Below are 24,108 nucleotides of genomic sequence, written 5' to 3' on the forward strand. Positions count from 1 at the left end.
GCGCCGACGCCGTCCATAGTTTGCAAAAAAGGTGACCCGGACACCTCCTTCTGGGCGCAAACATCAGTTACCGTCGACATTCGCTCGGTCACGGAGGGCCGAGCCGCCGCGGATCTTGCGAACCCGCTTCCCGGCGAAAAACGGCAGGAGGCCTGATGTCACGCCCGAGCACGCTCACCCCCGACTGGAGCCCCTGGGGCAGCATCCAGGAGAGCGAGCCCCTCGGCGAGGACGGCATCCTGCGGGTGCGCACGGCCACCAGCCGTGGCTACTTCATCCCCCGTCAGGCCAACGACCGCGTCCACCAGACCTGGCGGGTGCGCACGGGCTGGTACGGGCAGGGGGAACGCGACGACCAGTGGGCCATCGTGGTGATCACCTTCCCGGAGCTCTTCCCCCAGCGCACCGTGCACGACGCCCACGCCCTCCAGCGCAAGGCCCACCCGATCCAGTACGCGACCGTGGTCAAGCAGGCCCCCACGCCGGACATCGTCCTGCCCGTCGACGTGGTGCAGGCCCTGTCAGCGGTGACAACGACGGCAACCAGCCTGCCCAAGCCGGCCGCCCCTGCGTCCGCGCCTACCACTACCCCGGTGCTGTCGGTCAGCTCGTCCTCCGCCGGAGTGGTGTCGGTGCGCCGTACCCCCGCCGCGCCGCGTAAGGCCGGACCGGTCGCCACGCAGGTCTGGGGCGAGTGGCACGAGAGCGTTCCGGCGGGCTACGTCGGGGTGCTCGCAGCCCCCGACGCCGACCCGACCGACCTGTCCTGGCACCTGGTTCCCGTGCGGGAGTACAACACCCGGCCCGGATTTCGCTTCGTGGTCGACCCGGACCAGCACCAGCCCTGGCCCGACCACCCCTGAGCCCGAGGATCAGGCCGGCAGCTCGACCAGCCTGCTCCCCTCCAACGCCCGCGGCGGATCCTCGGCAGTCGGGCAAGGGATTACTGAGCGACTCACAGCTCCCCCATCGCCGACCTTCCCCGACAGCCGGAAACAGGTGTGGAACTTCTCCCACTGCCCGGCGGCCACATACTTGCGCGATGCCCCACCGGCGAGGACTACGTCCCACTCCACCACGTCGGTGGACTTCACCCGGCTCTCCAACACCTCGAACGGGTGGGCGTCGGCCACCTCGGCCCGAGCGTCCTCCGCATTGCCGTCCGAGTCGACCAGCGCGGTGGACGCCTCCTCGGTCAGGTCAACCGCCGAGGCCTGGAGCTTGTCCCGCACGACCTGCTCCGGGTCCGGCCGCTCCCAGGTGGTGAGCAGGTAGCCCAGCACACCGAGGATCAGTACCCCGGCAACCGCCGCGCTGGTCGTGGCCCGGCTCATCACCGGCATCTGTCTGTGCACCGCGACACCGTAGCTAGGCGGTGCGACCGGCGAACAGCCGGGCCCCGACCACGAAAGACACCAGCGCAAGGACGATTGCAACGGCGGCTCCGGTGTACACGGTGGCATCGACCACCCCGGCGAACAGGTCCCGGGTGGCGTCCAGCACATGGCGCAGCGGATTCAGCCGGGCCAGCCAGTCCAGCCAGGCCGGTGCACCCTCGAGCGGCAGCAGGATCCCCGACAGCAGCATCAGCGGGATCGCCAGGGTGTTCACCGCCGGGGCGAACAGGTACTCGTTGGGCAGGGTGAGCGCCAGCACGTACGACAGCGAGGCCAGACCGATACCGGTGATCAGGATCAGCCCGAAGGCGGCCACGACCCCCACCGGATCGGCCGCCATACCCAGCGCGTAGCCCAGCAGGATCAACGGAACCGCCTGCAGAACCAGGACAACCGCATCCTTGAGGACGCGTCCCAGCAGGATGGCCAGTCGGCTCACCGGGGTGACCCGCAGTCTTTCGACGAAGCCGGAGCGGATGTCCGGGATCAGGTTGAAGCCGGCGAACCCGGTGCCGAACAACCCCAGCTGCAGCAGCAACCCGGGCACGAAGAAGAGCCAGGGGTTCTGCCCGGCCGGCAAGGCACTGCCCAGCAACGGGCCGAACAGCAGCAGATAGACGAAGGGCTGGATCAGACCGATCAGCAGCCAGCCCTTCATCCGCAGGGCCAGGTCGAGCTCACCGCGGAAGACGACCGCGATGTCCTGGACGGTGGTGATCATCAGACCATCTCCTCCGGCTGGGTGACGGAAGCCGTGCCGACCGGTGGCCGGCCGGTGAGTTCGAGGAACATGTCGTCCAGTGAAGGGTGCTCAGAACGTAGACCCCGCACCGCAATTCCCGCCCGACCGAGAGCCAGCACCAGCTCGGGCACCAGGGCGTCGGTGTTCTCACACCCGATGCGCAGCTCCCCCTCACCGACGTTGACCGTGCGCACCCCGTTCAACCCCAGGGCCACGGCCCGGGCCCGGGCGGCGTCCGGGCCGAGGTCCACCACCACCAGATCGCGCCCCAACTGCTGCTTGAGCCCGGCCGGGCTGTCCTGCGCGATCAGCCGGCCCCGGTCGAGCACCAGGATGCGGTCGCACAGCGCCTCGGCCTCGTCCAGATGGTGGGTGCTGAGCACGATGGTGGCCCCGCTGCGCCGGCGCAGGGCCCGCAGGTGCTCCCACAGGTCCAGCCGGCTGGGTGGATCGAGCGCCGCGGTCGGCTCGTCCAGAAAGATCACCCCGGGCGCGTGGATCAGGCCGATCGCCAGGTCGAGACGCCGACGCTGACCGCCGGAAAGCGTGTGGGTCGGCCGGTCCAGCACCTCTTCCAGCGCGAACGCCTCGACCATGGCGCGCACCCGCTGCCCCAGGGCCGGCAAACGGTAGAGCCGGGCCTGCAGCACCAGTTCGTCACGGGCGGTGGCGGTCGGCCGGGTTCCACCGCTCTGGGCGACCAGCCCGATGCTGCGCCGCACCCCTCGCGGATCGCGCCGCAGATCATGGCCGGCCACCCGGGCGCGGCCGGCGCTCGGGTTCTCCAACGTGGCCAGCATCCGCATGGTGGTGGTCTTCCCGGCCCCGTTGGGACCGATCAGGCCCACCGCCTCCCCCGGAGCCACCTCGAAAGACAGGTCCGCCACCGCCTCCACGGTCGCGCTCCGGCTCGAGAAGGTCTTGCCCAGGCCCTGGGCCTCGATCGCGTTCAGCACGGCTCCTCCTAGTCGTATACGACTATCCGTATACGACTGTACCCTCAAACCATGCCGTTGCGCGCCACCGACAACCCCCTCGTCCTGCCGCTGCTGGGGCTCCTCCTGGAGCAGCCGCGCCACCAGTACGGGCTGCTGGCCGGGCTGCGTGAGCGCTACCAGCACCTGCGGGTGCGCACCGGCTCGGTGTACACGCTGGTCGGATCACTACGCGCCGAAGGCTGGATCGAGCCGGCCGACCAGACCACCGACCGACCCACCTTCCAGCTCACCGAGGCCGGGATCGCGCACTTCCGGGCCCGGGTGCAGGCCGATCTGGAAGACGCCGACCCGGCCAACGCCGCCCGCTTCGTCACCGCCCTGGCCTACGTCGGCATCCTGGAACGCAGCATCGCCGTCAGCGCGCTCACCAACCGCGTTCAGGCCCTCCGGCAGCGGGCCGCCGAGCTGGAAGAAGGGCTCGACAACGCCGGACTGCCGGCGATCTACATGAGCGAGACCGCGTTCTTCGCTTCCCAGACCCGGCACGACATCGCCTGGCTGGAGCGGTTCACCCAGGAGATCGCCGATCCGGGCTACGCGTGGCCCGCCGAGAACCTCTGATCCAGGGCACCCGCCTCGAGCACCTGCGTGGAGTTGTGCTCCCGCACGATCCGCCAGCCCGCCGCCGTCCTTCGCCAGACCAGTGAAGAGGTGGTGCGGATGTCGGTGACCGCCTCGGCGGTGGCGATCCGGGCCAGGAACACCAGGGTGGACGCGGACAGGTCGCTTCCGGCGACGACGTGGGGGCCGTCTTCCACCAGGTGATGGGCGTACTGCATGGCGTCGAAGGCGGGCGTGAAGTTCTGGCCGTACTCGGCTGCGGTGGTGGCCACCCGGTGCTGCGGGTCGAAGTCGTCGTACAAACGGACGCCCTCCCCGCCGAAGTCGTACAGGTCACCGAAGATGCGGGGAAAGTCGAAGGGAACGTCGCCGGAGTTGCGTTCCCAGCCGAACACCCAGCGCGTGTGGAGCTCGGCAATCACGGTTTCTTCACTCATGTTTCGACCGTAGGTACCCGCCGCGACCGGTGACAGGCCGGGCCGCACCCACCCTGAGGCACTGGGCGACGTCCGGGCGACGTCTGGCGGAGCGCCCGGACAAAGCGGACCATGGAGCCTTTCAGCACGGCCGTACCTGCCGCGACGAGCGACAAGGAAACCCGTATGACGAACCAGCCCGCCGCCACCGACGCCGGCGACTTCAGCCTGAAGACCGGGAACCTGCCCGGCCCCGAGGTCCGCGACCTGCCCGACCCGCCCCGGAAGATGTGGCGCCTGATCGGGCCGGGCATCGTGGCCTCCGGCGTCGGCCTCGCCTCCGGCGAGTTCATCCTCTGGCCCTACATCACCAGTCAGGTCGGCCTGGTCTTCCTCTGGGGCGCGGCCCTGGGCCTGACCATCCAGTGGTTCCTCAACATGGAGATCGAGCGCTACACCCTGGCCACCGGCGAGACCGCGCTCACCGGGTTCAACCGCTACTGGAAGCACTGGGGCGTGTTCTTCGTCGTCCTGGCCGTGTTCCAGAACCTCTGGCCCGGCTGGGCCACGGCGGCCGCCACCATGTTCACCTACCTGTTCGGCGGGGACTCCACCGTGGTAGCGGTGATCATGCTGCTGGTCATCGGCGCCATGCTCACCCTGGCCCCGGTGGTCTACACGCTGATGGAGCGCCTGCTCATCGTCAAGGTGGCGGCTGTCGGCCTGTTCTTCGTGGTCGCCGTGACCCTGGCCCTGAAGGCGGACACCTGGCAGGCCCTGCCGGACGCGGTCACCCACGTCGGGCGCTTCCCCTCCGACATCGAGTTCGCCGTGCTGATGGGGGCGATCGCCTTCGCCGGGGCCGGCGGCGGGCAGAACCTGTGCCAGAGCAACTGGATCCGCGACAAGGGTTTCGGGATGGGCTCCTACGTGCCCCGTCTGGCCAGCCCGATCACCGGTGAGAAGATCGCCGCCCCGGACGCCCGGGCGTTCGTCTTCGAGCCCACCCCGACCAACCTGAGCCGCTGGCAGCGCTGGTGGCGCTTCGCCAACCTCGAGCAGGCCCTCACCTTCGCCCTGATCACGTTCGTCACCATCCTGCTCACGTCGATGCTGGCGCACTCCACCGTGCTGGGCACGCCCGGCCTGGAGAACTCCATCGACTTCCTGGACGTGGAGGGCGAGGCGCTGAAGGGCGCCGTGGGCGGCTGGTTCGGCACGCTGTTCTGGGTGGTGGGCACGTTCTCGCTGTTCGCCGCGGCCGCCGGGATCGTCGACTACACCAGCCGACTGGTCGCCGACATCCTCAAGGGCACCTACCTGGGCCGCCGGAACGTCACCGAGAACCGGGTGTACTTCGCGGCCGTGTGGATCCTGGTGCTCACCGGCGTGGGCATCCTCGCCCTGGGCCTGGACCAGCCGCTGGTGCTGCTGGTGATCTCGGCCTGCGTGGCCGGGGTCAGCATGCTCTTCTACAGCGCCCTGCTGCTGTGGATGAACCGCCACGCCCTGCCCCGGGCGATCCAGGTCGGTGGTGTGCGCGCCGGCGTCCTGATCTTCAGCACCGGCTTCTTCGCGGTGCTGTCGGCGGTCACGATCTACCAGCAGGTGCAGAAGTTCTAGAGCAACAACTTGAGGACGAGTGGGGGCGCCGCGGCTGCGCGGCGTCCCCACTGCGTCTGCTTAAGTGAGGCGCATGGGCGACATTGAGCGCAGTGAGATCGGCCGGGGCGAGTGGATCGACCGCTACGCCGCTGCGTGGCGCGAGCGCAGCCCGCAGGACGTGGTGCAACTGTTCACCCCGGACGCCCTCTACTACTTCTCCCCCACCGCGCCGCCCCGCCGCGGCCGTGAGGAGATCGCCGCGCACTGGAAGACGGCCACCGACTCGTTCGAGGAACTGACCCTGCGCTTCGGCACCCCGATCAGCGAAGGCGCCCTCACCAGCGTCGAAATGTGGGCCACCATGCGCGATCCGGCCTGGCACGAACGCCGCACCGGCACCGCGCCGGGGCCGGGCGAGGACTGGCTCACCTTTCCCGGATGCCTGGTGCTGCGTTTCGACGAGACCGGGCTGTGCGTGGAGCACCGCGAGTACTACAACACCGTTTTCGGAATGCGCGTGGATCCGCCCGCGGGCTGGGGTGCCTGACATTACAGCGCCCCCCGCCTGACTTTCCCGCAGGCACCAGGCACACTGGGCAGATGTCCGAGACCGTGAGGGATTCCGCCGTGCGGTCGAGGCACGACCGGCGGGGTTCGGCCCGCCGGCGCATCGTCGAGGCGGCCACGGAACTCTTCAGCACCCAGGGCTACGCGGCCACCACCACGCGAGACATCGCCGAGAAGGTGGGTATTCGACAGCCGTCGCTTTACTCGCACTTCGCGGTCAAGGCCGACATCCTGGTCGAGGTGGAGCTGCAGACCTTCCGCCCCACCCTCGAGCGCTTCGAGCAACTGCGCGCCGACCCCTCGCTCACCGCCACCCAGCGCCTGGGCAGGCTGGTCGAGTTCGACGTGAAGATGCTCTGCGACGGGCCGTACAACGTGGCCCTGCTCGGCTACCTGCCCGAGGTGCGCCACGAGGGCCTCGCCGCCGGCATGGCCGAGCACGGGCGCCTGCTGTACGCGGTCTACCGCGAGCTGGTGGGCGCCGCCCTGACCGAGAACGGCCGCAGCACCGACGATCTCGAGACCGTGACCGAGGTGGTGTTCACCATGGTCGAGGGCTGGATCCTGCGGCGGGTGCACAGCCGGGCGGTCGACGGCGAGCGCCTGGCCCCGGCGGTACGCGACGCCGTGCTCGCCGTGGTGCGCTGACTCACCAGCGCTCGACCAGATGCTCACGGCCGGCCGGGGGCTCGTAGGCCTCCGGCCAGAAGTCCGTGATGCGGCTGATCCGGCCCGACTCCGACAGATCGAGCCATACACAGGCGTCCACCTGTTCCGATCCGACCGAAACAGCCATCCAGACCACCGCGTTCAGGCCCTCGGCGACCACCCGCCGGACCGACAGGTGCCACTCACCCGGGTACTCCCGGTTGAAGCGCACGAAGCGCTCGCGACCCGAGATGCGCTCGCGGGTCTGCGGCATCTCGTACACCACGTCCTCGGCCAGCAGGGCCTCGAACGCGGCCCAGTCGCGCTGCTCGCACGACTCGACGTAGGCGACTGCGATCCGGCGGGTCTCGTCCATCCGGCCATCCTAGACGGCCACCGCCAGCCAGTTCAGCACGTCCTGCGAAGTCACCAGGGCCGAGGGCTGCAGGTGCTGGATCATCTTCAGCGCGTCGTCGTGCGCCTGCCGGCTCGACCCGGCCACCACGTCGCCGACCACGTTCAGCGTGAGGTCGCGCTGGTGCGCGTCGACCGAGGTGTACAGGATGCAGATGTCGGTGAAACCGCCGATCATCACCAGGGTCTCGACCTGGTACTGCTTGAGCACGATGTCCAGCTCGGTGGCGAAGAACGAGGAGTAGCGGCGCTTGCGGATGTGGTGCTCGGCGCCGACCGGCCCCAGTCCGGTGGCGATCTCGGTGGCCGGATTGCCCTCGATGCAGTGCGGGCCCTCGGAACCGTCCAGCTCCCGGCCGATGTCGGCCAGGTGCGGCTTGTGCACCTCCTGCACCCAGATCACCGGCACCCCGGCGGCCCGGCTGGCCGCGACCAGCGCCTGGGCCCGGTGCAGCTGCCCGTGGGCGTAGGCCGCCTTGGGGCCGGACAGGTCGCCGCCCTGGAAGTCGACGACCAGCAGAGCCGTGTTCCCCTTGATGTTCATGCGGACAACCAGCTTTCGACGGCGGCGAGGGTGACCAGCGAGTCACGCTGCAGGTACTTCATCGCGCGCAGGGCGGCCTGGTGCAGCTCGTCGTCCGAGCCGGTGATCAGATCGGTGACGGCCCGGAAGTGGTAGTCGAGCTGATGCGCGTCCACCGCGGTGTAGTGCACGGTCACATCGCTCGTGCCACCGGCCAATATCACCGTCTGCACCTGGTAGCCGCGCAGGATCAGGTCGAGCTCGGTGCCGAAGAAGGCCGAGTCGCGGTGCCGGCGCACCACGTACTCCTCGGGCCGGGCCTCGATCACCGGCACCGCGCCGAAGCGGCCGGCGAAGACGACCGGCACGTTCTGGTCCCGGCAGGCCCGGACCAGCGCTTCTGCACCGGTGTCGTCCAGCAGGACCAGCGCCACCGTTCCGACCGGCTTCAGCTCGCCCGACGGCGTCCAGTCCCGGACCCGCAGCGGCTCGTCGACTTCTGTCACGGAAAACCCTTTCAGGAGAGGCGGACGCGGGGGTCCAGCGCCGCCAGGCACAGATCGACAACGGTGTTGACGACGACGTAGACCGCGCCCAGCAGAAGGCTGATCGTGGCCACTGAGTTGGTGTCGGCCGCGCCGATCGCCCGGACCAGGTACTGGCCCAGGCCGTTCCAGGAGAAGATCTCCTCGACCACCACCAGGCTGGAGAGCATCATCCCGATCTGCACGCCGAGCAGGCTGATCGCCGGTCCGGCGGCGTTGCGCAGACCGTGCCGCCGCAGCAGCTGGGGCTCGGTCTCGCCCAGAGACCGCGCGGTGCGGGCATATCCGGAGCTCATGCTGGTCGACAGCCCGTCGGCCAGCACACGGGCCAGCGCCACGGCCGGGCCCAGGCTGGCCGCGGTGGCCGGCAGCACCAGGTGCCGGAGCGCGTCGAAGGCGTAGGCCAGGTTGCCGGTGATCAGCCCGTCCAGCACGAACATCCCGCTCAGGCCGCTGCTCGCCCCGTAGGAGGTGCGGCCGGAGACCGGCAGCCAGCCGAACTGCCCGAAGAAGAGCAGCAGACCGCCGGTGGCGATCAGGAACGCGGGGGCGCTGGCCGCGCTGAACAGCACGAACCGCAGCACGCTGCCCGCCCGGCCGCCCATGGTGTAGCCACGGGCCAGCACCAGCGCGATGACCACCGCCAGGACGATGGTGGCCAGCATCAGTTCCGCGGTGGCCGGGATGCGGGTGCCCAGCTCGTCCGCGACCGGGCGTTTGGTGCTCAGGCTCAGCCCGAGGTCGCCCTGCACCAGCCGGGTCAGGTAGTCCCAGTACTGCAGCACCAGCGGCTGGTCGAGGCCGAGCCGGGCCCGGGCCGCCGCGATCGCCTCCGGGGAGGCGTTGCCGCCGACGAAGGCCCGCACCGGGTCTCCGCCGCCGAACCGGCTGACCGTGAAGATCAGCACCGACAGCGCGAACAGCACCACGACCAGCGAACCCAACCGGGAAAGGGTGAACCGGACCATGACTCAGGCTCCTCTCGCCCGCAGCGTCGAGCGCAGGCCGTCGCCGAGATAGTTGAAGATCAGCGACAGCACGCCCACCGCGACGCCCGGAACCACCGCGATCCACCACGCGTCCAGCAGGAAGGGCAGCCCGGCGCTGGACATCAGGCCCAGTTCCGGGGAGGGCGCGGGCGAGCCGAGCCCGACGAAGGCCAGGGCGGCCAGCGTCATGATCACCCCGCCGATGTCCAGGCTGGCGGTGACCAGCACGGTCGGGAGCACGGTGGGCAGCGCGTGGCGCAGCATCAGCCGCGGCCCCCGGGTACCGGCCAGGCGAGCCGCCTCCACGTGCAGGCTCCCGGCCGCCCGGCGGATCTCGCCCCGGGCGATGCGGGCGTAGAGCGGCCACCAGACGATCGCGATGCCGATCATGGAACTGCGCAGGCCGGGCCCGAGCGCGGCGACGATCGCCATCGCGACGATCGTGGCCGGGAAGGCCAGGAACAGGTCGGTGACCCGCATCAGCACCGCGTCCACCCAGCCGCCCAGGAATCCGGCCACGGCCCCGATCAGCAGGCCGAGCAGGGCGCTGGCCAGGGTGACCACGAACGCGGCGAACAGGCTGATGCGCGCGCCCTCGAGCACGCGGGTGAGCAGGTCGAAGCCCAGGTTGTCGGTGCCGAGCAGATGCCCGCCGGACAACGGCGCCAGATAGGCGTCACCGGAGGGGATGTTGCTCTCGTAGGGCGAGAGCAACGGGCCGAACAGGGCCAGCAGCACCACGACCAGCAGGGCGGCCAAGGAGATCTGGGACCCCCGCCTGGTCTCAGTCGAGGACGGCATCCAGCAGCCTCCGTCCGTAGTCGCTGGTGATGGCGGTGCCGAGGTCGTCCGACGGCACGCTCTCGACGATCCGGCCCTGGCTGATCACGACCACCCGGTCGGCGATCACCCGGGCCGCGGCCAGGTCGTGGGTGACGAACAGCATCGGCAGGCCCAGGTCGTGCCGCAGCAGGTTGAGCAGGTTCAGCACCGAGCAGGCCACCGAGACGTCCAGGGCACTGGTCGGCTCGTCGCACAGCAGCAGCGAGGGCGGAACCACCACCGCGCGGGCAATTGCCACCCGCTGCCGCTGCCCACCGGACAACTGCGCCGGCCGGGCGTCCAGCACCTCCTCCGGCAGAGCCACCCGCTCCAGCGCCAGCCGCACGTGCTCCTGCCGGCCGGCCTTGTCCAGGCCGGCCCCGGTACGGGTGTTGCCCAGCCGTTCCAGCAGCAGCGACCTCACGGTCAGCCACGGGGTGAGCGAGGCGCCCGCGTCCTGGAAGATGACCTGGACACCTTCACCCCGTCGGCGGTCCACCACCACGTCGCCGCTGTCCGCCTGCTCCAGCCCGGCGGCGATCCGCAGGATGGTGGACTTGCCCGAACCGCTCTCCCCCACCAGCGCCACGCTCTCGCGCGGGCCGACCCGCAGATCAACGCCGTGCAGGACCGCTTTGCGGGTGCGGCGGCCGAATCCACCCGTGGCGAAAGACTTCTGCACCTTCGCCAACTCGAGCGCGAACGAGTTGACGCCGACCGCGGAGGCGACTGCGACGTCCTCTGTTCGGTTCTGACCGAAACGGCTCCACCGCAGGAGCCCGTCCGACCAGCTCTTGGTGAGTTCGGACGTCCCCTGTTCGCCCTGCCCGAGCGCTTCGGACATCGAGGCGACCACAGTCGCCTCCGGAAGCCCCACCGGACGTTCCCGGTCGGTGGCCAGGGTGAGCCGGGATGCCACCAGACGCTGGGTGTACGCGACTGACGGTTGCTCGAAAACCTGTTTTGTGCGTCCGTACTCGACGATCTTTCCGCTGTGCATCACCGCCACCTCGTCGCAGACCGACCGGGCCACCCCCAGGTCGTGGGTGACGAACAGGACGCCGCAGCCGAGTTGTTCGCGTTCCCGGGTGAGCAGTTTCAGGATCTGCGCCTGGACACTGACGTCGAGGGCGGTGGTCGGCTCGTCGGCGACCAGCAGGGTGGGCCGCCGGGCCAGCGCCAGCGCGATCATCACGCGCTGACGCATGCCGCCGGAAAGCTGGTGCGGGAAGCTGCGGAGAACCGTTTCCGGCTCGCGGATCTCGACCTCCTCCAGCCAACGCCGGCTTTCGTCAGCCTTGCCGGTGACCAGGCCGAGCAGCCGGCCGATGGTCATGGTCGGGTCGAGCGAGGACATCGGGTCCTGGAAGACGGTGGTGACCTGATGACCACGCACACCCCGCCAGCCCGCCTCGACTCCCGGGTCCAGTGGAGTGCCGCCGATCTCGATCTGACCGGCGGTCGTGATCCCGGTGGCACCGCGCTGATCGGTGAGCAGCCCCTGCACGGCCAGGCCGATGGTGCTCTTGCCGGAACCGGACTCGCCGACCAGGCCCAGGCAGCGGCCCGGCTCGATGACGAACGAGACGTCCTCCACGGCCCAGGTGCTGCGGCCGGGATAGCGCACGGAGAGTCCGTTCACGGTCAGCGCGGTGCCCATGTCAGGAACCCGCGGGGGTCAGGAGCTGCAGCTGCAGGTAGCCGGTGATCACCGGGTTGTACGACTTCTCGACACCACCGATGCCCGACTGGAACACCGCCGTACCAAGGCTCTTGGCGGCCGAGTACCAGTAGGCCGACTCACTGACCTTCGCCGCGACCTCACCGTAGAGCTTCTCGTCGTCGGTCTCCGCGGCCTCGGCCAGCAGTTGCGCAACCCCGGGCACCTCGGCCCCGAAGAGGTCCAGACCGCCGTCGGGAGTGTAGAAGACGGTGCCCCAGGCGTCGGGGTGGGCGGTGTCGGGGAAGCCGGAGAAGAAGGTGATGTCCGGCCCGTCGGCGCCCTTCTCCAGAGCCGGGAAGAACGTACCGCTGGCGTATCCGGTGCTCTCGGCCTTGACCCCGGCCTCGTTCAGGCCGGCGGTGAGGTTGTCACACAGCGCCTGGCCGGAGGCGCTGCTCTCCGGGTAGCCGCAGGAAATCGTTCCGCTGGAGAGCTTTCCCTCGGCCAGGTCGGGCAGGGCACCCGGCACCGGCTGGATCTTCTGCTGGTTGAGCTCGGCCGGGATCAGGTTCTCGGGAAACACCTGGGTGGTGGGGGCACCGGTGTCGCCGAGCGCCTTCTGGGCCAGGGAGGGGAAGTCGATGCCGGCCATGAACGCCTTGCGGGTGGCGTCGTCGCTCAGCTCGGGGCTCTTCGGGTTCACGAACAGGGTGGGCGTCTGCATGCTCGGGAAGGTGTACCCGGTCAGGTTCTCCTTGCTCTCCAGGGAGGCGTAGGAGGCACTGTCGGTGTAGCCGATCAGGCCGTCCACCTCACCCTTCTCGAGCTGGAGCTGCACCGTGGACAGGTTCGAGGCGACGGCGAAGTCGACGTTCGCGTAACCCGGCTCCTCACCCCAGTAGTCGGCGTACTCCTTCAGGCCGTATGACACGCCGGGCTCGAAAGCGCTGTAGCTGTAGGGGCCGGTACCGGCGTCGTTGGTGGCGAACCAGTTGTCCTCCTCACCGGTCCACGGGTGTTCCTTCAGCGCGGCCGGGCTGATCATTTTCGGCCCGAACGGTGAGGCGAGCAGGTCGAGGAAGGACGCGTTGGGGCTGGAGAGCCTGACCGTCACCTCGTTCTCGCCGGAGCTGGTCACGCTTTCGACACCCTTGACCATGTAGGCGGGCCCGGCGTCGACCGCGAGACGGCGGTCGAACGAGGCCTTGACCGCGTCGGCGGTGAAGGGGGTGCCGTCGTGGAAGGTGACGCCCTCGCGCAGGGTGAAGGTGAACTCGGTGTTGTCGTCACTGGCCGTCCACTCGCTGGCCAGCCGGCCCACGAGCTCGGGCTCCGCCTGGCCGGGCCGGTAGTCGAGCAGGCCCTCGTACGCGCTGTTGACCAGGTTCAGTTCGTAGCCGTCGTAGGCGCTGTCCGGGTCGGGGGTGGAGATGCCACCGAGGAACGCCAGGCGGAGCGTGTCCTCCCCGTCGGCGGTGGTGCCGGTGTCGGCCCCCGGGGTGCTGCCGCTGCAGGCAGACAGGCCCAGGACCAGAGCAGCGAGGCCGGCGGACAGGGAGATCGTGGTGCGCGAGCGCTGAGGCATGGGCGGACGCTTTCTCGGGGACGGCCGGGGCCCCTATTAGCTATCGGGCGATAGTTACGCATGACGGCCGCCGCCGTTACCTGCACGTTTCTCCACCTTGGCAGACGAGCGTGACCCACATCACCCAGCCTCTCCCCCGCTGGGCGCCCACTGCCGTCATGTACCGTCAAACCGCCCGGTCGGTTCGGCGAGACCGGGTGTTGTTCGAGATCCGCACCGATGAAGGACGAAGACCCGATGAGACAGACCAGCGTCGTGGACGACGTGATGCGGGCGGCCCTGGAGCTGTTCGCCGACCAGGGTTACGCCAACACCTCGGTGCAGCAGCTGGTGGAGACCGCAGGCGTCACCAAAGGCGCTCTCTACCACTACTTCCAGTCGAAGGACGATCTGCTCTTCGCGATCTACGAGCGGATCCTGTCGGTGCAGACCGAGCACCTGCAGGCGATCGTGGACCGGGGCGCCGGGGTGCACCAGACCCTGCGTGAGGTCTGCGTCGACGTCGTCGAGACCTCTGTGGACTTCCTGCTCGAGGGCACTGTGTTCTTCCGCAGCCAGCACATGCTCTCGGCTCCCCGGCAGGCCGAGGTGACCCGGCGCCGGCGCGCCTATCACGACGTCTTCACCGGCCTGCTGACCCGCGGGCAGGACGAGGGGCTCTACCGCACCGACATCCCGGTCACCGTGATGGCTGCCCACTTCTTCTCCGACCTGCACTACCTCTCGTCCTGGTACTCACCGGCGGGCCCGGAGGACAAGACCACCCTGGCCGAGCAGCTCACCGACATGTTCCTGGTCTCGATCGCCGCCTCGTCCCAGCACCCCGCACCCAAGCCGTCCTCACAAACGTCCTCAAGATCGTCGCGGAACCAGAAGGCCAAGCCCCCCAACCCACAGGAGTGACCCCATGAGCCCCCAGCCCGACGTCAGCTACTCCCTGGAAGGAAGGGTGGCCCTGGTCAGCGGGGGCGCCCGCGGCCTGGGGGCGGCCTTCGTGCGCGGCCTGCACGATCAGGGCGCCACCGTCCTGATCGGCGACCTGCTCGAGGACGAGGGCCGCGCCCTGGCCGAAGAGCTCGGCGACCGGGCCCGTTTCGTGCCCCTCGACGTGACCAGCGAACCGGACTGGGCCGCCGCCACCGAGGCCGCCACCGGGCTCGGCGGCCTGCATGTCCTGGTCAACAACGCGGGCATCGCCAACGCCGGGCGGATCGAGAAGTACGAACGCCCGCAGTGGGACTCGGTGATCGCGGTCAACCTGACCGGCGTCTACCTGGGCGTGCGGGCCGCCGTGGCGCCGATGAAGGCCGGCGGGGGCGGGTCGATCGTCAACATCTCCTCGGTACAGGGCATGCGGGGCGGCGCCGCCCTTCACGGCTACACCGCCTCCAAGTGGGGCGTGCGCGGGCTGACCAAGTCGCTCGCGGTGGAGCTGGGGCCGGACCGGATCCGGGTGAACTCGGTGCACCCGGGGTTTGTCGAGACCGACATGACGGTGCACCTGGACGCGCAGCGCCAGATCATCCCCCTGGGCCGCACCGCCCGGCCGGACGATCTCGTCGGCGCGGTGGTGTTCCTGGCCGGGGACGCCTCGGCCTACGTCACCGGCACCGAGCTGGTGGTCGACGGCGGCATGATCGCGGGCGTTCCGCTTCGTTAGGTAAAAGACATACCGTCTGGTCGGTTTAGGTCGTACTCTGGCCTCACCCCCGACTCGATGAGGTGTCGATGGCCACGTATGACGCGGCGCGTGCACAACCTGGCGGTTCCCCACCCGGCGCCTCGGCGGTGCCCCGGTTAAGGGTGCAAGGGCTCGGCGTACGGTTCGGCGGTCTCGACGCCCTGGTCGACGTCGGCCTGGAGGTCGCCGACGGCGAGGTGGTGGGTCTGATCGGCCCCAACGGGGCTGGTAAGACCACCCTTTTCAACGCCGTGTGCGCCTTGGTCAAGCCCCGGACGGGCACGGTCGAGGTGGCCGGGGCACCGGCACCCGGCCGCCCCCACGAACTGCCCGACGTGGGCATCGCCCGCACTCTGCAGGGCCTGGGCGTACTGCCCGACCTCAGCGTGCTGGAGAACGTCCTGGTGTCGGTGCTGCGCCGACCCGACCGCGACGAACGGGCCGCGGTGGCGCTGAAGCGGGTCGGGCTGACCCACCGGGCCGGCGACCCGGTGGGAGCCCTGCCCTATCCCGAGCAGAAGCGCGTCGCCCTGGCCCGGGCCCTGGCCACCCGTCCCAGGTTGTTGCTGCTCGACGAACCGGCCGGCGGCCTGGGCCCGGTCGACGTGCTCGACCTGGGCACCACGATCCGCGACGTCGCCGCCGACGGCTGCGCAGTGCTGCTCGTCGAGCATCACGTCGACTTCGTGATGGGCGTCTGCGACCGGGTGGTGGTGCTCGACTTCGGCCGGGTGATCGCCACCGGCCGCCCCGACGAGGTGCGCCGCGACCCGGCCGTCGAAGAGGCCTACCTCGGCATCAAGGTGGCCCGATGAGCGCGGCCCTCGAAGTGCGCGGCCTGACCGCCGGTTACGGCGCCGGCCCGGTGCTGCACGATGTCAGTCTGCAGGTGCCCGACGGCCAGGTGGTGACCCTGCTCGGGGCCAACGGCGCCGGGAAGACCACCCTTCTCAGAGCCATCTCGGGGCTCCTGCCGACCAGCGGTTCGGTACTCCTGCGCGGAGAAGACCTGACCGGAGTGGCACCCGAACAACGAGTCCGGCGCGGCCTGGCCCACGTGCCCGAAGGACGGGGGGTGATCACCGAGCTCACCGTCGAGGAGAACCTGCGCCTGGGCGGTCTCTGGCGCCATGGCCGGACCGCACTGCGAGCCCGGATCGATGCGGAGTACGAACGCTTCGAACCCCTGGCCCGCCGCCGCCGTTCCCTGGGCCACCAGCTCTCCGGAGGCGAGCGGCAGATGCTCGCCCTGGCCCGGGCCCTGGTCTCCACCCCGGACGTGCTCCTGCTCGACGAGCCCTCGCTCGGCCTCGCCCCGCAGATCGTGCACTCGATCATGCAGACCCTGCGCGACCGGTGCGACGAGACCGGCCTGACCGTCCTGCTCGCCGAACAGAACGCTGCCAGCGCGCTTTCCATCGCCGACCGGGGTCTCGTCCTGCACCTGGGCCGGATCCGCACCGACGCGCCGGCCGACGCCCTGGCCCGCGACGCCGTCCTCCGACACGCCTACTTGGGGTACTGATGGAACGCTTCGTCTTCCTGCTGACCGCCGGGGTGGCCGACGGCGTGGTGTTCGCCCTGTTCGCCCTCTCCCTGGTGCTGATCTGGCGCTCCACCCGGATCATCAACTTCGCCGCCGCCGCGATGGCCGTGGCCGCCTGCTACCTCGCCCTCGCCGTGACCAACCTGACCGGCAGCTACTGGGTCGGCCTGATCACCGCCGTCCTGGCCGGGGCGGCCTTCGGCTGGGCGGTGGAACGAGGCATCATGCAGGCCGCCAACAACCCGCTCTCGGGCGTCATCCTGGCCATCGGCACCGTGATGGTGCTGCAGGCCCTCACCGGCATCATCGCCGGCCCTCGATACCGGCCCGTGTCCATACCTTTCGACGACCGCCCGCTCACCGTGGGAGGAGTGTCCACGCTGTCCCCCTACGACCTGTTCACCATCACCGTCGCGGTCGCCCTGATGGCCGGGTTGCGCCTGTTGTTCGCCCGCACCTCCCTGGGCCTGCAGATGCGTGCGGCCGCCTTCGCCCCCGAGATGTCCCGGCTGCTGGGAGTTCAGGCGGCCCGGATGCGCACGATCGGCTGGGTACTGGCGGCCTCGGTCGGCGCGCTGGCGGTCATGCTGGCCGTGCCGGGCGAACTCGGACTGCACCCGCACGCGGGTGACACCCTGTTCGTCAGCGCCTTCGCCGTCGCCGTGATCGGTGGTCTGGACTCCTCCGAGGGAGCCGTGATCGGCGGCCTGCTCGTCGGCATCCTGATCAGTCTGGTCACCGGCTACCTGGGCGCCGGGGTGGCCCCGCTCGGCGTACTGGCCCTGCTGGTCCTGGTTCTCCTGGTCAGACCGGCCGGCCTGTTCGCCTCGGTGAAGGCGAGGCAGGTGTGAACCGCCCACCCGCCCGGCCCGACCTGCGGCGCATCCTCCTGTTCACGGTCGGCGGCCTGGTCGCCGCCGTCGCCGGCACCTTCCTGCTCGACCCCTACCGCAACTACCTGCTCGCCCTGGTCGCCGCCCACCTGTGCGCGATCGCCGGGCTGAGCCTGCTGATCGGGCGCACCGGCCAGCTGTCACTGGGGCACGCCGCCCTGATGGCCTCCGGCGGCTACGGTTACGCGCTGACGGTGAACGCGGGCGACGCCGCCCTGCCGACCGCCCTGCAGCCGGTCGTAGGCCTGATCGCCGCGGTACTCACCGCAACGGTCGTGGGTCTCCTGCTGGGCCTGGCCGGGGCGCGCCTGCACGGCCCTTACCTCGCCGGGCTCACCCTCGCCGTGGTGATGGCCCTTCCGGCACTGACCACCAAAGTCTCGGCCCTGGGCGGTGACCAGGGCCTGATGGTGCCCTTCCAGTCGGTACCCGAGGCCCTGGACGCACTGATCGCCCTGGAGCAGTGGCAGGCCTGGGTAGCCCTGGCCGTGCTCGCCGTCGTGCTGGCCGTACTCGTCTTCGTCGACAGCGGCCCGACCGGCGTACGGATGCGGGCGGTCAAGGACGACGAGGTGGCCGCTTCCTTGGCCGGAATCCGTCCCGAGCGCACCAAGGTGCTGGCCTTCGTGCTCTCGGCCGGGGCCGCCGGAGCCGGCGGCGCGGTCCTCTGCTTCGTCGACTCCGGCGTCCGGCCGGGCGGTTACGGGGTCACCCTGTCACTGCTCCTGGTGGTGGGCGTGGTCGTCGGGGGCACCGGCCGCCTCGCCGGGGCCGCCATCGGTGCTGCCCTCGTGGTGCTGCTGCCCTGGCTGATCGGGCTCGCCACGTCCCAGTTCGCGCTGCCCGCCGACGTGGCGCAGCGGTTGGACGGCAACCTCGCCGTCCTGGTGTTCGGCCTGCTCCTGATCTGTCTCACCGTGCTCGCCCCGGGCGGGGCGCTCGGCCTGCTGTCCCACGTCCGGATCCGGTCCCGCCCCGATGCAACCCCGCAACCCTCCCCGCCCCCACCGTCCGTACAAACGTCCTCACAAACGTCCGTAAAAACGTCCCCTCAACCGTCAAAGGACTGACAATGACGTCGCTCTCCCGACCCAGCGTGCGCCGCCCGGCCGCGTTCCTGATCGCCACTGCTCTGCTCGGCGCCGGACTGGCCGCCTGCAGCACCCCCGAGGACGAGGATTCCGGAACCGCGACCAGTCCCGGGGTCAGCGAGACCTCCGTCAAGATCGGCACCCACACCCCGCTCACCGGGCCGGCCGCGGCCGGCTACTCCTCGATCTCCAAGGCCGCCTCGGCGTACTTCTCCTACCTGAACGACAAGGGTGGCGTGAACGGCCGCAAGATCGAGTACGTGGTCCGCGACGACGGCTACAACCCGGCCACCACCTCCACCGTGGTCCGTGAACTGGTCCAGCAGGACAAGGTCTTCGCGATCGTGAACGGCCTCGGCACCCCCACCCACTCGGCCGTGGTCGACTACCTGGCCCAGCAGAAGGTGCCCGACCTGTTCGTGGCCTCCGGGGCGAGCCTGTGGAACCAGCCGGACAAGCTGCCCCAGACCTTCGGTTTCAACGTCGACTACGTGCGCGAGGGCAAGATCCTGGCGCACTACCTGAAGGAGGAGAACCCCGACGCCAAGTTCTGCGTCCTGCGCCAGGACGACGACTTCGGCGCGGACCTCACCAAGGGGATCACCCAGGTGCTCGGCGAGCTCACCGCCGAGGAGGAGTACGCCGTCTCCAACGAGTCGCTGACCGCCCAGATCGGTGCCCTGCAGGCGGCCGGCTGCACGGTGAACATGCTGGCCACGGTGAACGGCTTCACCGCGCTGGCGCTCGGCACCGCGGCCCAGATGGGATACCGCGCCTCGTGGGCCACCTCGTCCTCCGGCGGCGACTACCCGACGCTGGTGGAATACCTGGGTGAGGACGTCGGCCCGCAACTGCTGGAGGGACTGGTCGCGGCGAACTACCTGCCCTTCAACGCCGACGACGAGTGGGTGAAGCTGTTCCAGCAGATCAACACCGAGTACAACTCCGACGCCCCGTTCACCGGCAACACCATCTACGGGATGTCGGTGGCCTACACCTTCGCCGAGGCGCTGAGCCGCGCCGGGGAGAACCCCACCCGCGAGGGCGTCATCGAGGCACTGAACTCCGGTGCGGTGAAGTCGAACGGGATCGTCCCGGCGACGTTCTCGGCGACCAACCACGACGCCTTCGGCGGCGCCGGGATCACCGTGGTGAGCAAGGGAGTCCAGGCCTACCTCGACGGTCAGGTCTTCACCACCGACACCGAGACCGGCCCGGTCGAGCCGTTCACCGGGTCGGCCGTCCCGCTCAGCGGCGAAGGAATCCCCTCCGCCTCCTGAGCCGGTCTGCTCCTTGTTCAAGACTGTCGGTGGCTTGGTCTAGCTTTGTCTCATTGGAGTTGGGACGGCGAAAATCATTGCCACCGGGGGGTGTTGATGTGAGCAGACTGAGCGAGGGGACGTTTCTGGTCGGCAAGACTGTCATCGCACCTCGAACGGTGGTCACGCCCCAGCCGGCTGGTCCGGCTGGGGCGAGCCCTTCAGCCCACGCGGTCGCCGAGGCACCCGCCTTTCCCACGCAGGTCGCGATCGACCTCGGCAGCATCGATCTGACCGGTCTGGACGACACGTCATTGGCAGAGACGGTGCTGGAGTGCGAGCGCCTGATGCGGCAGGCCGCGGCCATCCAGGTCGAGGCGGTGACGCTGATGACCGCTCAGACCACCCCGGCCCGCCGTGGGCAGCGCCGCGCCCGTAAGGATCCAGCCGGCCAGGAGAGTCAGGACGGTCAGGACAGCCCAGAGAGGCCCGAGAGTCCAGACAGCGATTCTCCGTCCCAGATTGGTTCTTCCACGCTGGTCGCCGCGCGACTGGCCCCCGAGCTCACGGTCTCCCCGCAGTGGGCGAACAGCTTGGTCAGGTCCGCCTGCGAACTGGCCACCAATCTGCCCCACGTGCTGGCCTTGCTGCGTGACGGCCGGCTGGACTGGGCCCGAGCCCGGCTGATCAGCAACAGGATGCACCATCCCCGCGCGGGCCTGGAATGGTTCGGCCCGCGTTGCCCACAGTGGGCCGTTCTCCAGGCCGCACTGGTCGACCAGTCGCCCTCCCTCACCTACCCGGCCCTGGAAAAGCTGATCGACCGCTTCTTCCTGAGCCTGATGCCGAAGGATGCCAACGCCGCTCACGCCCGCGCCAAGGCCGACCGGCGGATCTGGGGGCAGGTACTGCCCGACGGCATGGCCGCGCTCGGAGCGATTCTGAGCGCCGACGTCGTACAACTGATCGAGGGCGTCCTGGACGCCATGGCCGACGCCTGCCGCGACGCTGCCCTGGCAGAGGGCACACCTGATCCCCGCACCCACGAACAACGACGCGCAGATGCCTTGGCCGCCATCTTCCGTGCCCTGGCCGAGGGGATCGACGTACCCCTGGCCCAGGACCCCCGTCAGTACGTTCGCGAAGACCACGACTACGACACCCGCGAGCCCCGGGCGGCACGGACCCCTGACGCCGGCGCTCCGCGCACTGCCACCGAACCCGACGCCGCGGGGGCTAAGAGCTCGGCCACACCAGCAGACTCAAGCACCAGCACCCCGGCAGCAACGTCATCAACAGATCCGCAGCCCGAGCAGGGCACTGCAGACGCGGCAGAGACCGACTGCCCACCCTGCCGTCAGGACGAACCTGCAACTGCGGGCGATAGCCTCGGCCGTGCCCCTGATGAAGGCAACGCCGAGGCTGAAGCAACGGCGGAGGCTGAGGCGCACGAGTACACCCAGTTCGGGCTACAGCCACTCCCTGCAGGGCACATCCCTGCCTTCTGGAAGCTGCCCACGCTCCCCCGCCGCAGGGGCCGAGGCCCACACCTCGTCGTCACCATTTCCGACGCTACGCTCCTGGGCCTGAACGACACCCCAGGCCTCCTCCAGGGCTACGGGGCCATCGCAGCCGACTACGCCCGCCAACTGGCAGCCATGGCCGGCAGCATCACCCTGCTCCCCGCATCTCCCATCCCCCCGGGCAGCTTCCCACCCGCCGGATGCCCGGAGGGCAACGATCACGCCTCACCCGAGGCCAATCGCTACCGCCTCAGTTCAGCCGTGATCCGCCAGATCGTCTCCCGCCACCAGCACTGCACCTACCCTGGCTGCCCCCAGCCTTCCAGCAGATGCGATCTCGATCATGTGAGACCTTTTGACCAGGGCGGGTATTCGTGCGCCTGCAACATGAGGCCGGCCTGCCGCCGGCACCACCGCCTGAAGACCTTCGGAGGGTGGCAAGCCCGCCTGACCCGCCCCGACGAGCCTTACCCCTACGGCACCATCATCTGGACCACGCCGGACGGAACCAGCCACAACAGCGCACCACCCTGCCTACCCGGAATGAAGGGCTGGACTCTGCCACCTGTCCCCTCGACGAAACCCCGTCAAGGAAGCAGAACTACCGGCGCCGCTCAGGGACCGACGCCCAACCTACCCATCCCGTCCAACCCGTCCGGCCCCGATTCCGACGCGGCGCGGGCAAGGACGTCCGCCGCAGGAGTGCCCAGGCCTGCCTCGCCTAGGTCCGCCTCACGTGGGCCAACTGCGCCGTCAGCGGCCAGTCCAAGCGCCGCAGCATCGGCGGCAACTGGCTCCAGCTCCGACACCGCCAGCTACCAAGACACCTACCGAGACACCCACCAAGACACCTTGCCCGCCAACACCCGCACGTCCCGCCGAACCCGCCGCTGGCAGCAGAGGCTCGACCGCCAAGCCGTCCATGACCTACGCCGCATGCTGAACCTGCGCAGTCTCCCGTCCCTACCCCGCCCGCCGCACGCCCCCCGGGGCGAAAGCACCAGCCAGCACCCCGGGAACGGCGAACCACCCTTCTGATCAGACGTTGCCCGCCGTTGCCTGCTCAGCAACCAGTTCCCGCTTGAGCAGCTTGCCGCTGGCGCCGGTGGGCAAAGACTCCCGCACGTGCACCACCCTCGGATACTTGTAGGCCGCCACCCGCTCCCGTACGAACTCCAGAAGTTCCTGGCCGGGCAGCGACTTTCCGGGAACCAGCACCACCGCCGCGTGCACTTCCTGGCCGTGCACGGCATCCGGTACCCCGAAGACAGCGGCCTGAGCGACGTCCGGGTGGCGCAGGATCACGTCCTCCACCTCACGCGGGTACACGTTGTATCCGTTGCGCACGATCATGTCCTTCTTCCGGTCGACGATGGTGACGACGCCGTCCTCACCCTTCGTCCCCAGATCGCCGGTGCGGAACCAGCCGTCCACCATGACCGCCGCGGTCGCCTCGGGATTGCCCAGGTACCCCTTGAACAGGTTGTGCCCACGCACAACGATCTCGCCGAGCTGGCCGGCGTCCAGAAAGACGATCGCGTCGTCCACCGCCGGGTCCACGATCTCCACGTCGACACCCCACAGCGCCCGGCCGACGGTCCCCGGCCGGGGCGGCTCGCCCACGTAGTTGAACGACACCGTGGGAGAGGTCTCGGTCAGGCCGTAGCCCTCGTGCACCGCCGCGCCGAACGTCTTCTCGAACGCCTCGAGCAGGGGCACCGGCAACGCGGCCCCACCGGAAACCGCGTACTTGAGCGGCGGAACGCCCTCAGCACGCGTCGCCGCCTGCACCAGCCCCAGGAACATCGTGGGTACGGCAGTGAAAATGGTGGCACCGTGGCGCACCATCAGACTCAGGGCCTCGTCCGGATCGAAGCGGGGCAGCAGAAGCACACAGGCCCCCCGCCGGAACCCGATGTTCAGCACCGAGGACTGACCGAAGGTGTGGAAGAACGGCAGTCCCCCGAAGATCACGTCGTCGGAGGTGATCTCGGCGGTGTCGATCAGGGCGACGTGCACCTGCTCGACCAGGGCCAGGTGGCTGGACACGGCCCCCTTGGGCCGGCCGGTGGTACCGCTGGTGTACAGGATCGTGGCCGGCGCCAGCGGGTTCACCGATACGTAGTGGCGGATCGGCTCACTGGCGCGGGCCTCGTCCTCCAGCCGGCTCGGGCCCTCCGGACCACCAGCACCCTCGGGCAGCAGCACCGTCACCACCGGCACCCCGGCCGATGTCGCCGCGGGAAGTCCGTCCGCCAGCGCGGGGGCCGCCAACACCAGCAGGGATGCACCACTGTCGCGCAACACGTGCTCGATCTCTTCGGCCTTGAACAGCAGATGCACCGGAACCACGACGGCCCCTAGCGACAGCACGGCGTAGTACACACGAGCGAAGTCCGGCACGTTAGGTATCAGCACAGCCACACGGGTTCCCGGGCCGACCCCCCGCGCAGCCAATGCCCCGGCGTAAGCGCGAGTCTGGTCCCAGAGAGCACCGTAAGCGATGGACCGCTCCCCCATCACCAGCGCCGTGCGCTCGGGGGTACGGCGGGCGGTCTCGGCCAGGATGGCGGCCACGGAGAGGGTGCCGTGCCCAGCTCCGGTCAGTGCATCGTCATGGTGCGGGTTCATCGTGGATCC

At 69.6% G+C, this 24,108-nt stretch carries 25 protein-coding genes; 13 read left to right on the forward strand and 12 right to left on the reverse strand.

Translation table 11 applies throughout. The features are described from left to right. Positions 1 to 155: 155 nt before the first annotated feature. Positions 156 to 863, forward strand: a complete 708-nt coding sequence (locus QSK18_RS12380; RefSeq protein WP_232810804.1) for a DUF7007 domain-containing protein — start codon at positions 156 to 158, stop codon at positions 861 to 863. A 9-nt stretch (positions 864 to 872) separates the two neighbouring features. On the opposite strand, the gene QSK18_RS12385 is transcribed toward QSK18_RS12380, so the two are convergent. Genes QSK18_RS12385 through QSK18_RS12395 form a run of 3 tightly spaced genes read right to left on the reverse strand, consistent with a single transcriptional unit; the run spans position 873 to position 3,095 of the window. Then, the gene (locus tag QSK18_RS12385; protein ID WP_232810803.1) at positions 873 to 1,355 is read right to left on the reverse strand and encodes a hypothetical protein; all 483 of its coding nucleotides are present in this window, start codon (positions 1,353 to 1,355) and stop codon (positions 873 to 875) included. Between the two features lie 13 nt (positions 1,356 to 1,368). Continuing rightward, on the reverse strand, positions 1,369 to 2,118 hold the full coding sequence (locus tag QSK18_RS12390; RefSeq protein WP_232810802.1) for an ABC transporter permease: 750 nt from the start codon (positions 2,116 to 2,118) through the stop codon (positions 1,369 to 1,371). Continuing rightward, on the reverse strand, positions 2,118 to 3,095 hold the full coding sequence (locus QSK18_RS12395) for an ABC transporter ATP-binding protein (RefSeq protein ID WP_285618924.1): 978 nt from the start codon (positions 3,093 to 3,095) through the stop codon (positions 2,118 to 2,120). The genes QSK18_RS12390 and QSK18_RS12395 overlap by 1 nt, the downstream gene beginning before the upstream one ends. Before the next feature lie 51 nt (positions 3,096 to 3,146). Here QSK18_RS12395 and QSK18_RS12400 point away from each other — a divergent pair, with 51 nt between their 5' ends. Then, the gene (locus tag QSK18_RS12400; protein WP_232810800.1) at positions 3,147 to 3,698 is read left to right on the forward strand and encodes a PadR family transcriptional regulator; all 552 of its coding nucleotides are present in this window, start codon (positions 3,147 to 3,149) and stop codon (positions 3,696 to 3,698) included. Here QSK18_RS12400 and QSK18_RS12405 read toward each other — a convergent pair. Continuing rightward, positions 3,671 to 4,135, reverse strand: coding sequence for a hypothetical protein (locus QSK18_RS12405; protein ID WP_232810799.1), 465 nt, complete (start codon positions 4,133 to 4,135; stop codon positions 3,671 to 3,673). The genes QSK18_RS12400 and QSK18_RS12405 overlap by 28 nt on opposite strands. Before the next feature lie 165 nt (positions 4,136 to 4,300). Here QSK18_RS12405 and QSK18_RS12410 point away from each other — a divergent pair, with 165 nt between their 5' ends. The 3 genes from QSK18_RS12410 to QSK18_RS12420 all read left to right on the forward strand — a co-directional run bounded on the left by QSK18_RS12410 (position 4,301) and on the right by QSK18_RS12420 (position 6,934). Beyond that, complete coding sequence (locus tag QSK18_RS12410; RefSeq protein ID WP_232810797.1) at positions 4,301 to 5,737, forward strand: Nramp family divalent metal transporter; 1,437 nt, start codon at positions 4,301 to 4,303, stop codon at positions 5,735 to 5,737. A gap of 73 nt (positions 5,738 to 5,810) precedes the next feature. After that, entirely contained in the window at positions 5,811 to 6,266 is a 456-nt protein-coding gene (locus tag QSK18_RS12415) for a nuclear transport factor 2 family protein (RefSeq protein WP_285618926.1), read from the forward strand. Positions 6,267 to 6,319: 53 nt separating this feature from the next. Further along, on the forward strand, positions 6,320 to 6,934 hold the full coding sequence (locus QSK18_RS12420) for a TetR/AcrR family transcriptional regulator (protein WP_285618928.1): 615 nt from the start codon (positions 6,320 to 6,322) through the stop codon (positions 6,932 to 6,934). Between the two features lies 1 nt (position 6,935). On the opposite strand, the gene QSK18_RS12425 is transcribed toward QSK18_RS12420, so the two are convergent. The 7 genes from QSK18_RS12425 to QSK18_RS12455 are packed head-to-tail and all read right to left on the reverse strand — an operon-like array spanning position 6,936 to position 13,475. Beyond that, on the reverse strand, positions 6,936 to 7,310 hold the full coding sequence (locus QSK18_RS12425; RefSeq protein WP_232810791.1) for a nuclear transport factor 2 family protein: 375 nt from the start codon (positions 7,308 to 7,310) through the stop codon (positions 6,936 to 6,938). 9 nt (positions 7,311 to 7,319) lie between these two features. Continuing rightward, the gene (locus QSK18_RS12430) at positions 7,320 to 7,892 is read right to left on the reverse strand and encodes a cysteine hydrolase family protein (RefSeq protein WP_232810789.1); all 573 of its coding nucleotides are present in this window, start codon (positions 7,890 to 7,892) and stop codon (positions 7,320 to 7,322) included. After that, complete coding sequence (locus QSK18_RS12435; protein ID WP_285618931.1) at positions 7,889 to 8,377, reverse strand: cysteine hydrolase family protein; 489 nt, start codon at positions 8,375 to 8,377, stop codon at positions 7,889 to 7,891. Before QSK18_RS12435 ends, QSK18_RS12430 begins: the two co-directional genes overlap by 4 nt. Positions 8,378 to 8,388: 11 nt before the next feature. Beyond that, on the reverse strand, positions 8,389 to 9,384 hold the full coding sequence (locus tag QSK18_RS12440) for an ABC transporter permease (protein WP_232810785.1): 996 nt from the start codon (positions 9,382 to 9,384) through the stop codon (positions 8,389 to 8,391). 3 nt (positions 9,385 to 9,387) lie between these two features. Further along, positions 9,388 to 10,206, reverse strand: coding sequence for an ABC transporter permease (locus QSK18_RS12445; protein ID WP_232810782.1), 819 nt, complete (start codon positions 10,204 to 10,206; stop codon positions 9,388 to 9,390). Then, positions 10,190 to 11,887 (reverse strand): ATP-binding cassette domain-containing protein, encoded by a 1,698-nt coding sequence (locus tag QSK18_RS12450; RefSeq protein ID WP_285618934.1) that lies wholly within the window; start codon positions 11,885 to 11,887, stop codon positions 10,190 to 10,192. Before QSK18_RS12450 ends, QSK18_RS12445 begins: the two co-directional genes overlap by 17 nt. 1 nt (position 11,888) lies before the next feature. Then, positions 11,889 to 13,475, reverse strand: coding sequence for an ABC transporter substrate-binding protein (locus QSK18_RS12455; RefSeq protein WP_285618936.1), 1,587 nt, complete (start codon positions 13,473 to 13,475; stop codon positions 11,889 to 11,891). A gap of 237 nt (positions 13,476 to 13,712) precedes the next feature. Between QSK18_RS12455 and QSK18_RS12460 the strand changes: the two genes are divergently transcribed. The 8 genes from QSK18_RS12460 to QSK18_RS12495 all read left to right on the forward strand — a co-directional run bounded on the left by QSK18_RS12460 (position 13,713) and on the right by QSK18_RS12495 (position 22,506). After that, positions 13,713 to 14,378, forward strand: a complete 666-nt coding sequence (locus QSK18_RS12460; RefSeq protein WP_232810776.1) for a TetR/AcrR family transcriptional regulator — start codon at positions 13,713 to 13,715, stop codon at positions 14,376 to 14,378. A 4-nt stretch (positions 14,379 to 14,382) separates the two neighbouring features. Beyond that, positions 14,383 to 15,135: a glucose 1-dehydrogenase gene (locus QSK18_RS12465; RefSeq protein WP_285618937.1), complete on the forward strand. Its 753-nt coding sequence runs from the start codon at positions 14,383 to 14,385 to the stop codon at positions 15,133 to 15,135. 68 nt (positions 15,136 to 15,203) lie between these two features. Next, the gene (locus QSK18_RS12470) at positions 15,204 to 15,971 is read left to right on the forward strand and encodes an ABC transporter ATP-binding protein (protein WP_232810772.1); all 768 of its coding nucleotides are present in this window, start codon (positions 15,204 to 15,206) and stop codon (positions 15,969 to 15,971) included. Then, positions 15,968 to 16,681 carry an ABC transporter ATP-binding protein gene (locus tag QSK18_RS12475; RefSeq protein WP_232810770.1) on the forward strand — a complete coding sequence of 238 codons (714 nt, stop codon included), beginning with the start codon at positions 15,968 to 15,970 and terminating at the stop codon, positions 16,679 to 16,681. Before QSK18_RS12470 ends, QSK18_RS12475 begins: the two co-directional genes overlap by 4 nt. Next, on the forward strand, positions 16,681 to 17,553 hold the full coding sequence (locus tag QSK18_RS12480; RefSeq protein ID WP_285618939.1) for a branched-chain amino acid ABC transporter permease: 873 nt from the start codon (positions 16,681 to 16,683) through the stop codon (positions 17,551 to 17,553). Before QSK18_RS12475 ends, QSK18_RS12480 begins: the two co-directional genes overlap by 1 nt. Further along, the gene (locus QSK18_RS12485) at positions 17,550 to 18,665 is read left to right on the forward strand and encodes a branched-chain amino acid ABC transporter permease (RefSeq protein ID WP_285618941.1); all 1,116 of its coding nucleotides are present in this window, start codon (positions 17,550 to 17,552) and stop codon (positions 18,663 to 18,665) included. Before QSK18_RS12480 ends, QSK18_RS12485 begins: the two co-directional genes overlap by 4 nt. A 2-nt stretch (positions 18,666 to 18,667) precedes the next feature. Beyond that, a complete protein-coding gene (locus QSK18_RS12490) occupies positions 18,668 to 19,966 on the forward strand; it encodes an ABC transporter substrate-binding protein (RefSeq protein ID WP_232810764.1) in 1,299 nt (432 codons plus the stop codon). Positions 19,967 to 20,064: 98 nt separating this feature from the next. After that, on the forward strand, positions 20,065 to 22,506 hold the full coding sequence (locus QSK18_RS12495; RefSeq protein ID WP_285618943.1) for an HNH endonuclease signature motif containing protein: 2,442 nt from the start codon (positions 20,065 to 20,067) through the stop codon (positions 22,504 to 22,506). Here QSK18_RS12495 and QSK18_RS12500 read toward each other — a convergent pair whose 3' ends face one another. After that, on the reverse strand, positions 22,507 to 24,099 hold the full coding sequence (locus tag QSK18_RS12500; protein WP_285618945.1) for a long-chain-fatty-acid--CoA ligase: 1,593 nt from the start codon (positions 24,097 to 24,099) through the stop codon (positions 22,507 to 22,509). Positions 24,100 to 24,108: the final 9 nt, after the last annotated feature.

Source organism: Kineosporia sp. NBRC 101677 (assembly GCF_030269265.1).
In the GTDB taxonomy this organism is placed as follows: domain Bacteria; phylum Actinomycetota; class Actinomycetes; order Actinomycetales; family Kineosporiaceae; genus Kineosporia; species Kineosporia rhizophila.

Bases quoted from the DNA above. Each gene is read 5' to 3' on its own strand.
- QSK18_RS12475 (WP_232810770.1), top strand. From the start codon at position 15,968: ATGAGCGCGGCCCTCGAAGTGCGCGGCCTGACCGCCGGTTACGGCGCC.
- QSK18_RS12400 (WP_232810800.1), top strand. From the start codon at position 3,147: ATGCCGTTGCGCGCCACCGACAACCCCCTCGTCCTGCCGCTGCTGGGG.
- QSK18_RS12405 (WP_232810799.1), bottom strand. From the start codon at position 4,135: ATGAGTGAAGAAACCGTGATTGCCGAGCTCCACACGCGCTGGGTGTTC.
- QSK18_RS12410 (WP_232810797.1), top strand. From the start codon at position 4,301: ATGACGAACCAGCCCGCCGCCACCGACGCCGGCGACTTCAGCCTGAAG.
- QSK18_RS12465 (WP_285618937.1), top strand. From the start codon at position 14,383: ATGAGCCCCCAGCCCGACGTCAGCTACTCCCTGGAAGGAAGGGTGGCC.
- QSK18_RS12460 (WP_232810776.1), top strand. From the start codon at position 13,713: ATGAGACAGACCAGCGTCGTGGACGACGTGATGCGGGCGGCCCTGGAG.
- QSK18_RS12380 (WP_232810804.1), top strand. From the start codon at position 156: ATGTCACGCCCGAGCACGCTCACCCCCGACTGGAGCCCCTGGGGCAGC.
- QSK18_RS12445 (WP_232810782.1), bottom strand. From the start codon at position 10,206: ATGCCGTCCTCGACTGAGACCAGGCGGGGGTCCCAGATCTCCTTGGCC.
- QSK18_RS12390 (WP_232810802.1), bottom strand. From the start codon at position 2,118: ATGATCACCACCGTCCAGGACATCGCGGTCGTCTTCCGCGGTGAGCTC.
- QSK18_RS12470 (WP_232810772.1), top strand. From the start codon at position 15,204: ATGGCCACGTATGACGCGGCGCGTGCACAACCTGGCGGTTCCCCACCC.
- QSK18_RS12500 (WP_285618945.1), bottom strand. From the start codon at position 24,099: ATGAACCCGCACCATGACGATGCACTGACCGGAGCTGGGCACGGCACC.
- QSK18_RS12480 (WP_285618939.1), top strand. From the start codon at position 16,681: ATGGAACGCTTCGTCTTCCTGCTGACCGCCGGGGTGGCCGACGGCGTG.
- QSK18_RS12440 (WP_232810785.1), bottom strand. From the start codon at position 9,384: ATGGTCCGGTTCACCCTTTCCCGGTTGGGTTCGCTGGTCGTGGTGCTG.
- QSK18_RS12430 (WP_232810789.1), bottom strand. From the start codon at position 7,892: ATGAACATCAAGGGGAACACGGCTCTGCTGGTCGTCGACTTCCAGGGC.
- QSK18_RS12450 (WP_285618934.1), bottom strand. From the start codon at position 11,887: ATGGGCACCGCGCTGACCGTGAACGGACTCTCCGTGCGCTATCCCGGC.
- QSK18_RS12425 (WP_232810791.1), bottom strand. From the start codon at position 7,310: ATGGACGAGACCCGCCGGATCGCAGTCGCCTACGTCGAGTCGTGCGAG.
- QSK18_RS12455 (WP_285618936.1), bottom strand. From the start codon at position 13,475: ATGCCTCAGCGCTCGCGCACCACGATCTCCCTGTCCGCCGGCCTCGCT.
- QSK18_RS12490 (WP_232810764.1), top strand. From the start codon at position 18,668: ATGACGTCGCTCTCCCGACCCAGCGTGCGCCGCCCGGCCGCGTTCCTG.
- QSK18_RS12415 (WP_285618926.1), top strand. From the start codon at position 5,811: ATGGGCGACATTGAGCGCAGTGAGATCGGCCGGGGCGAGTGGATCGAC.
- QSK18_RS12420 (WP_285618928.1), top strand. From the start codon at position 6,320: ATGTCCGAGACCGTGAGGGATTCCGCCGTGCGGTCGAGGCACGACCGG.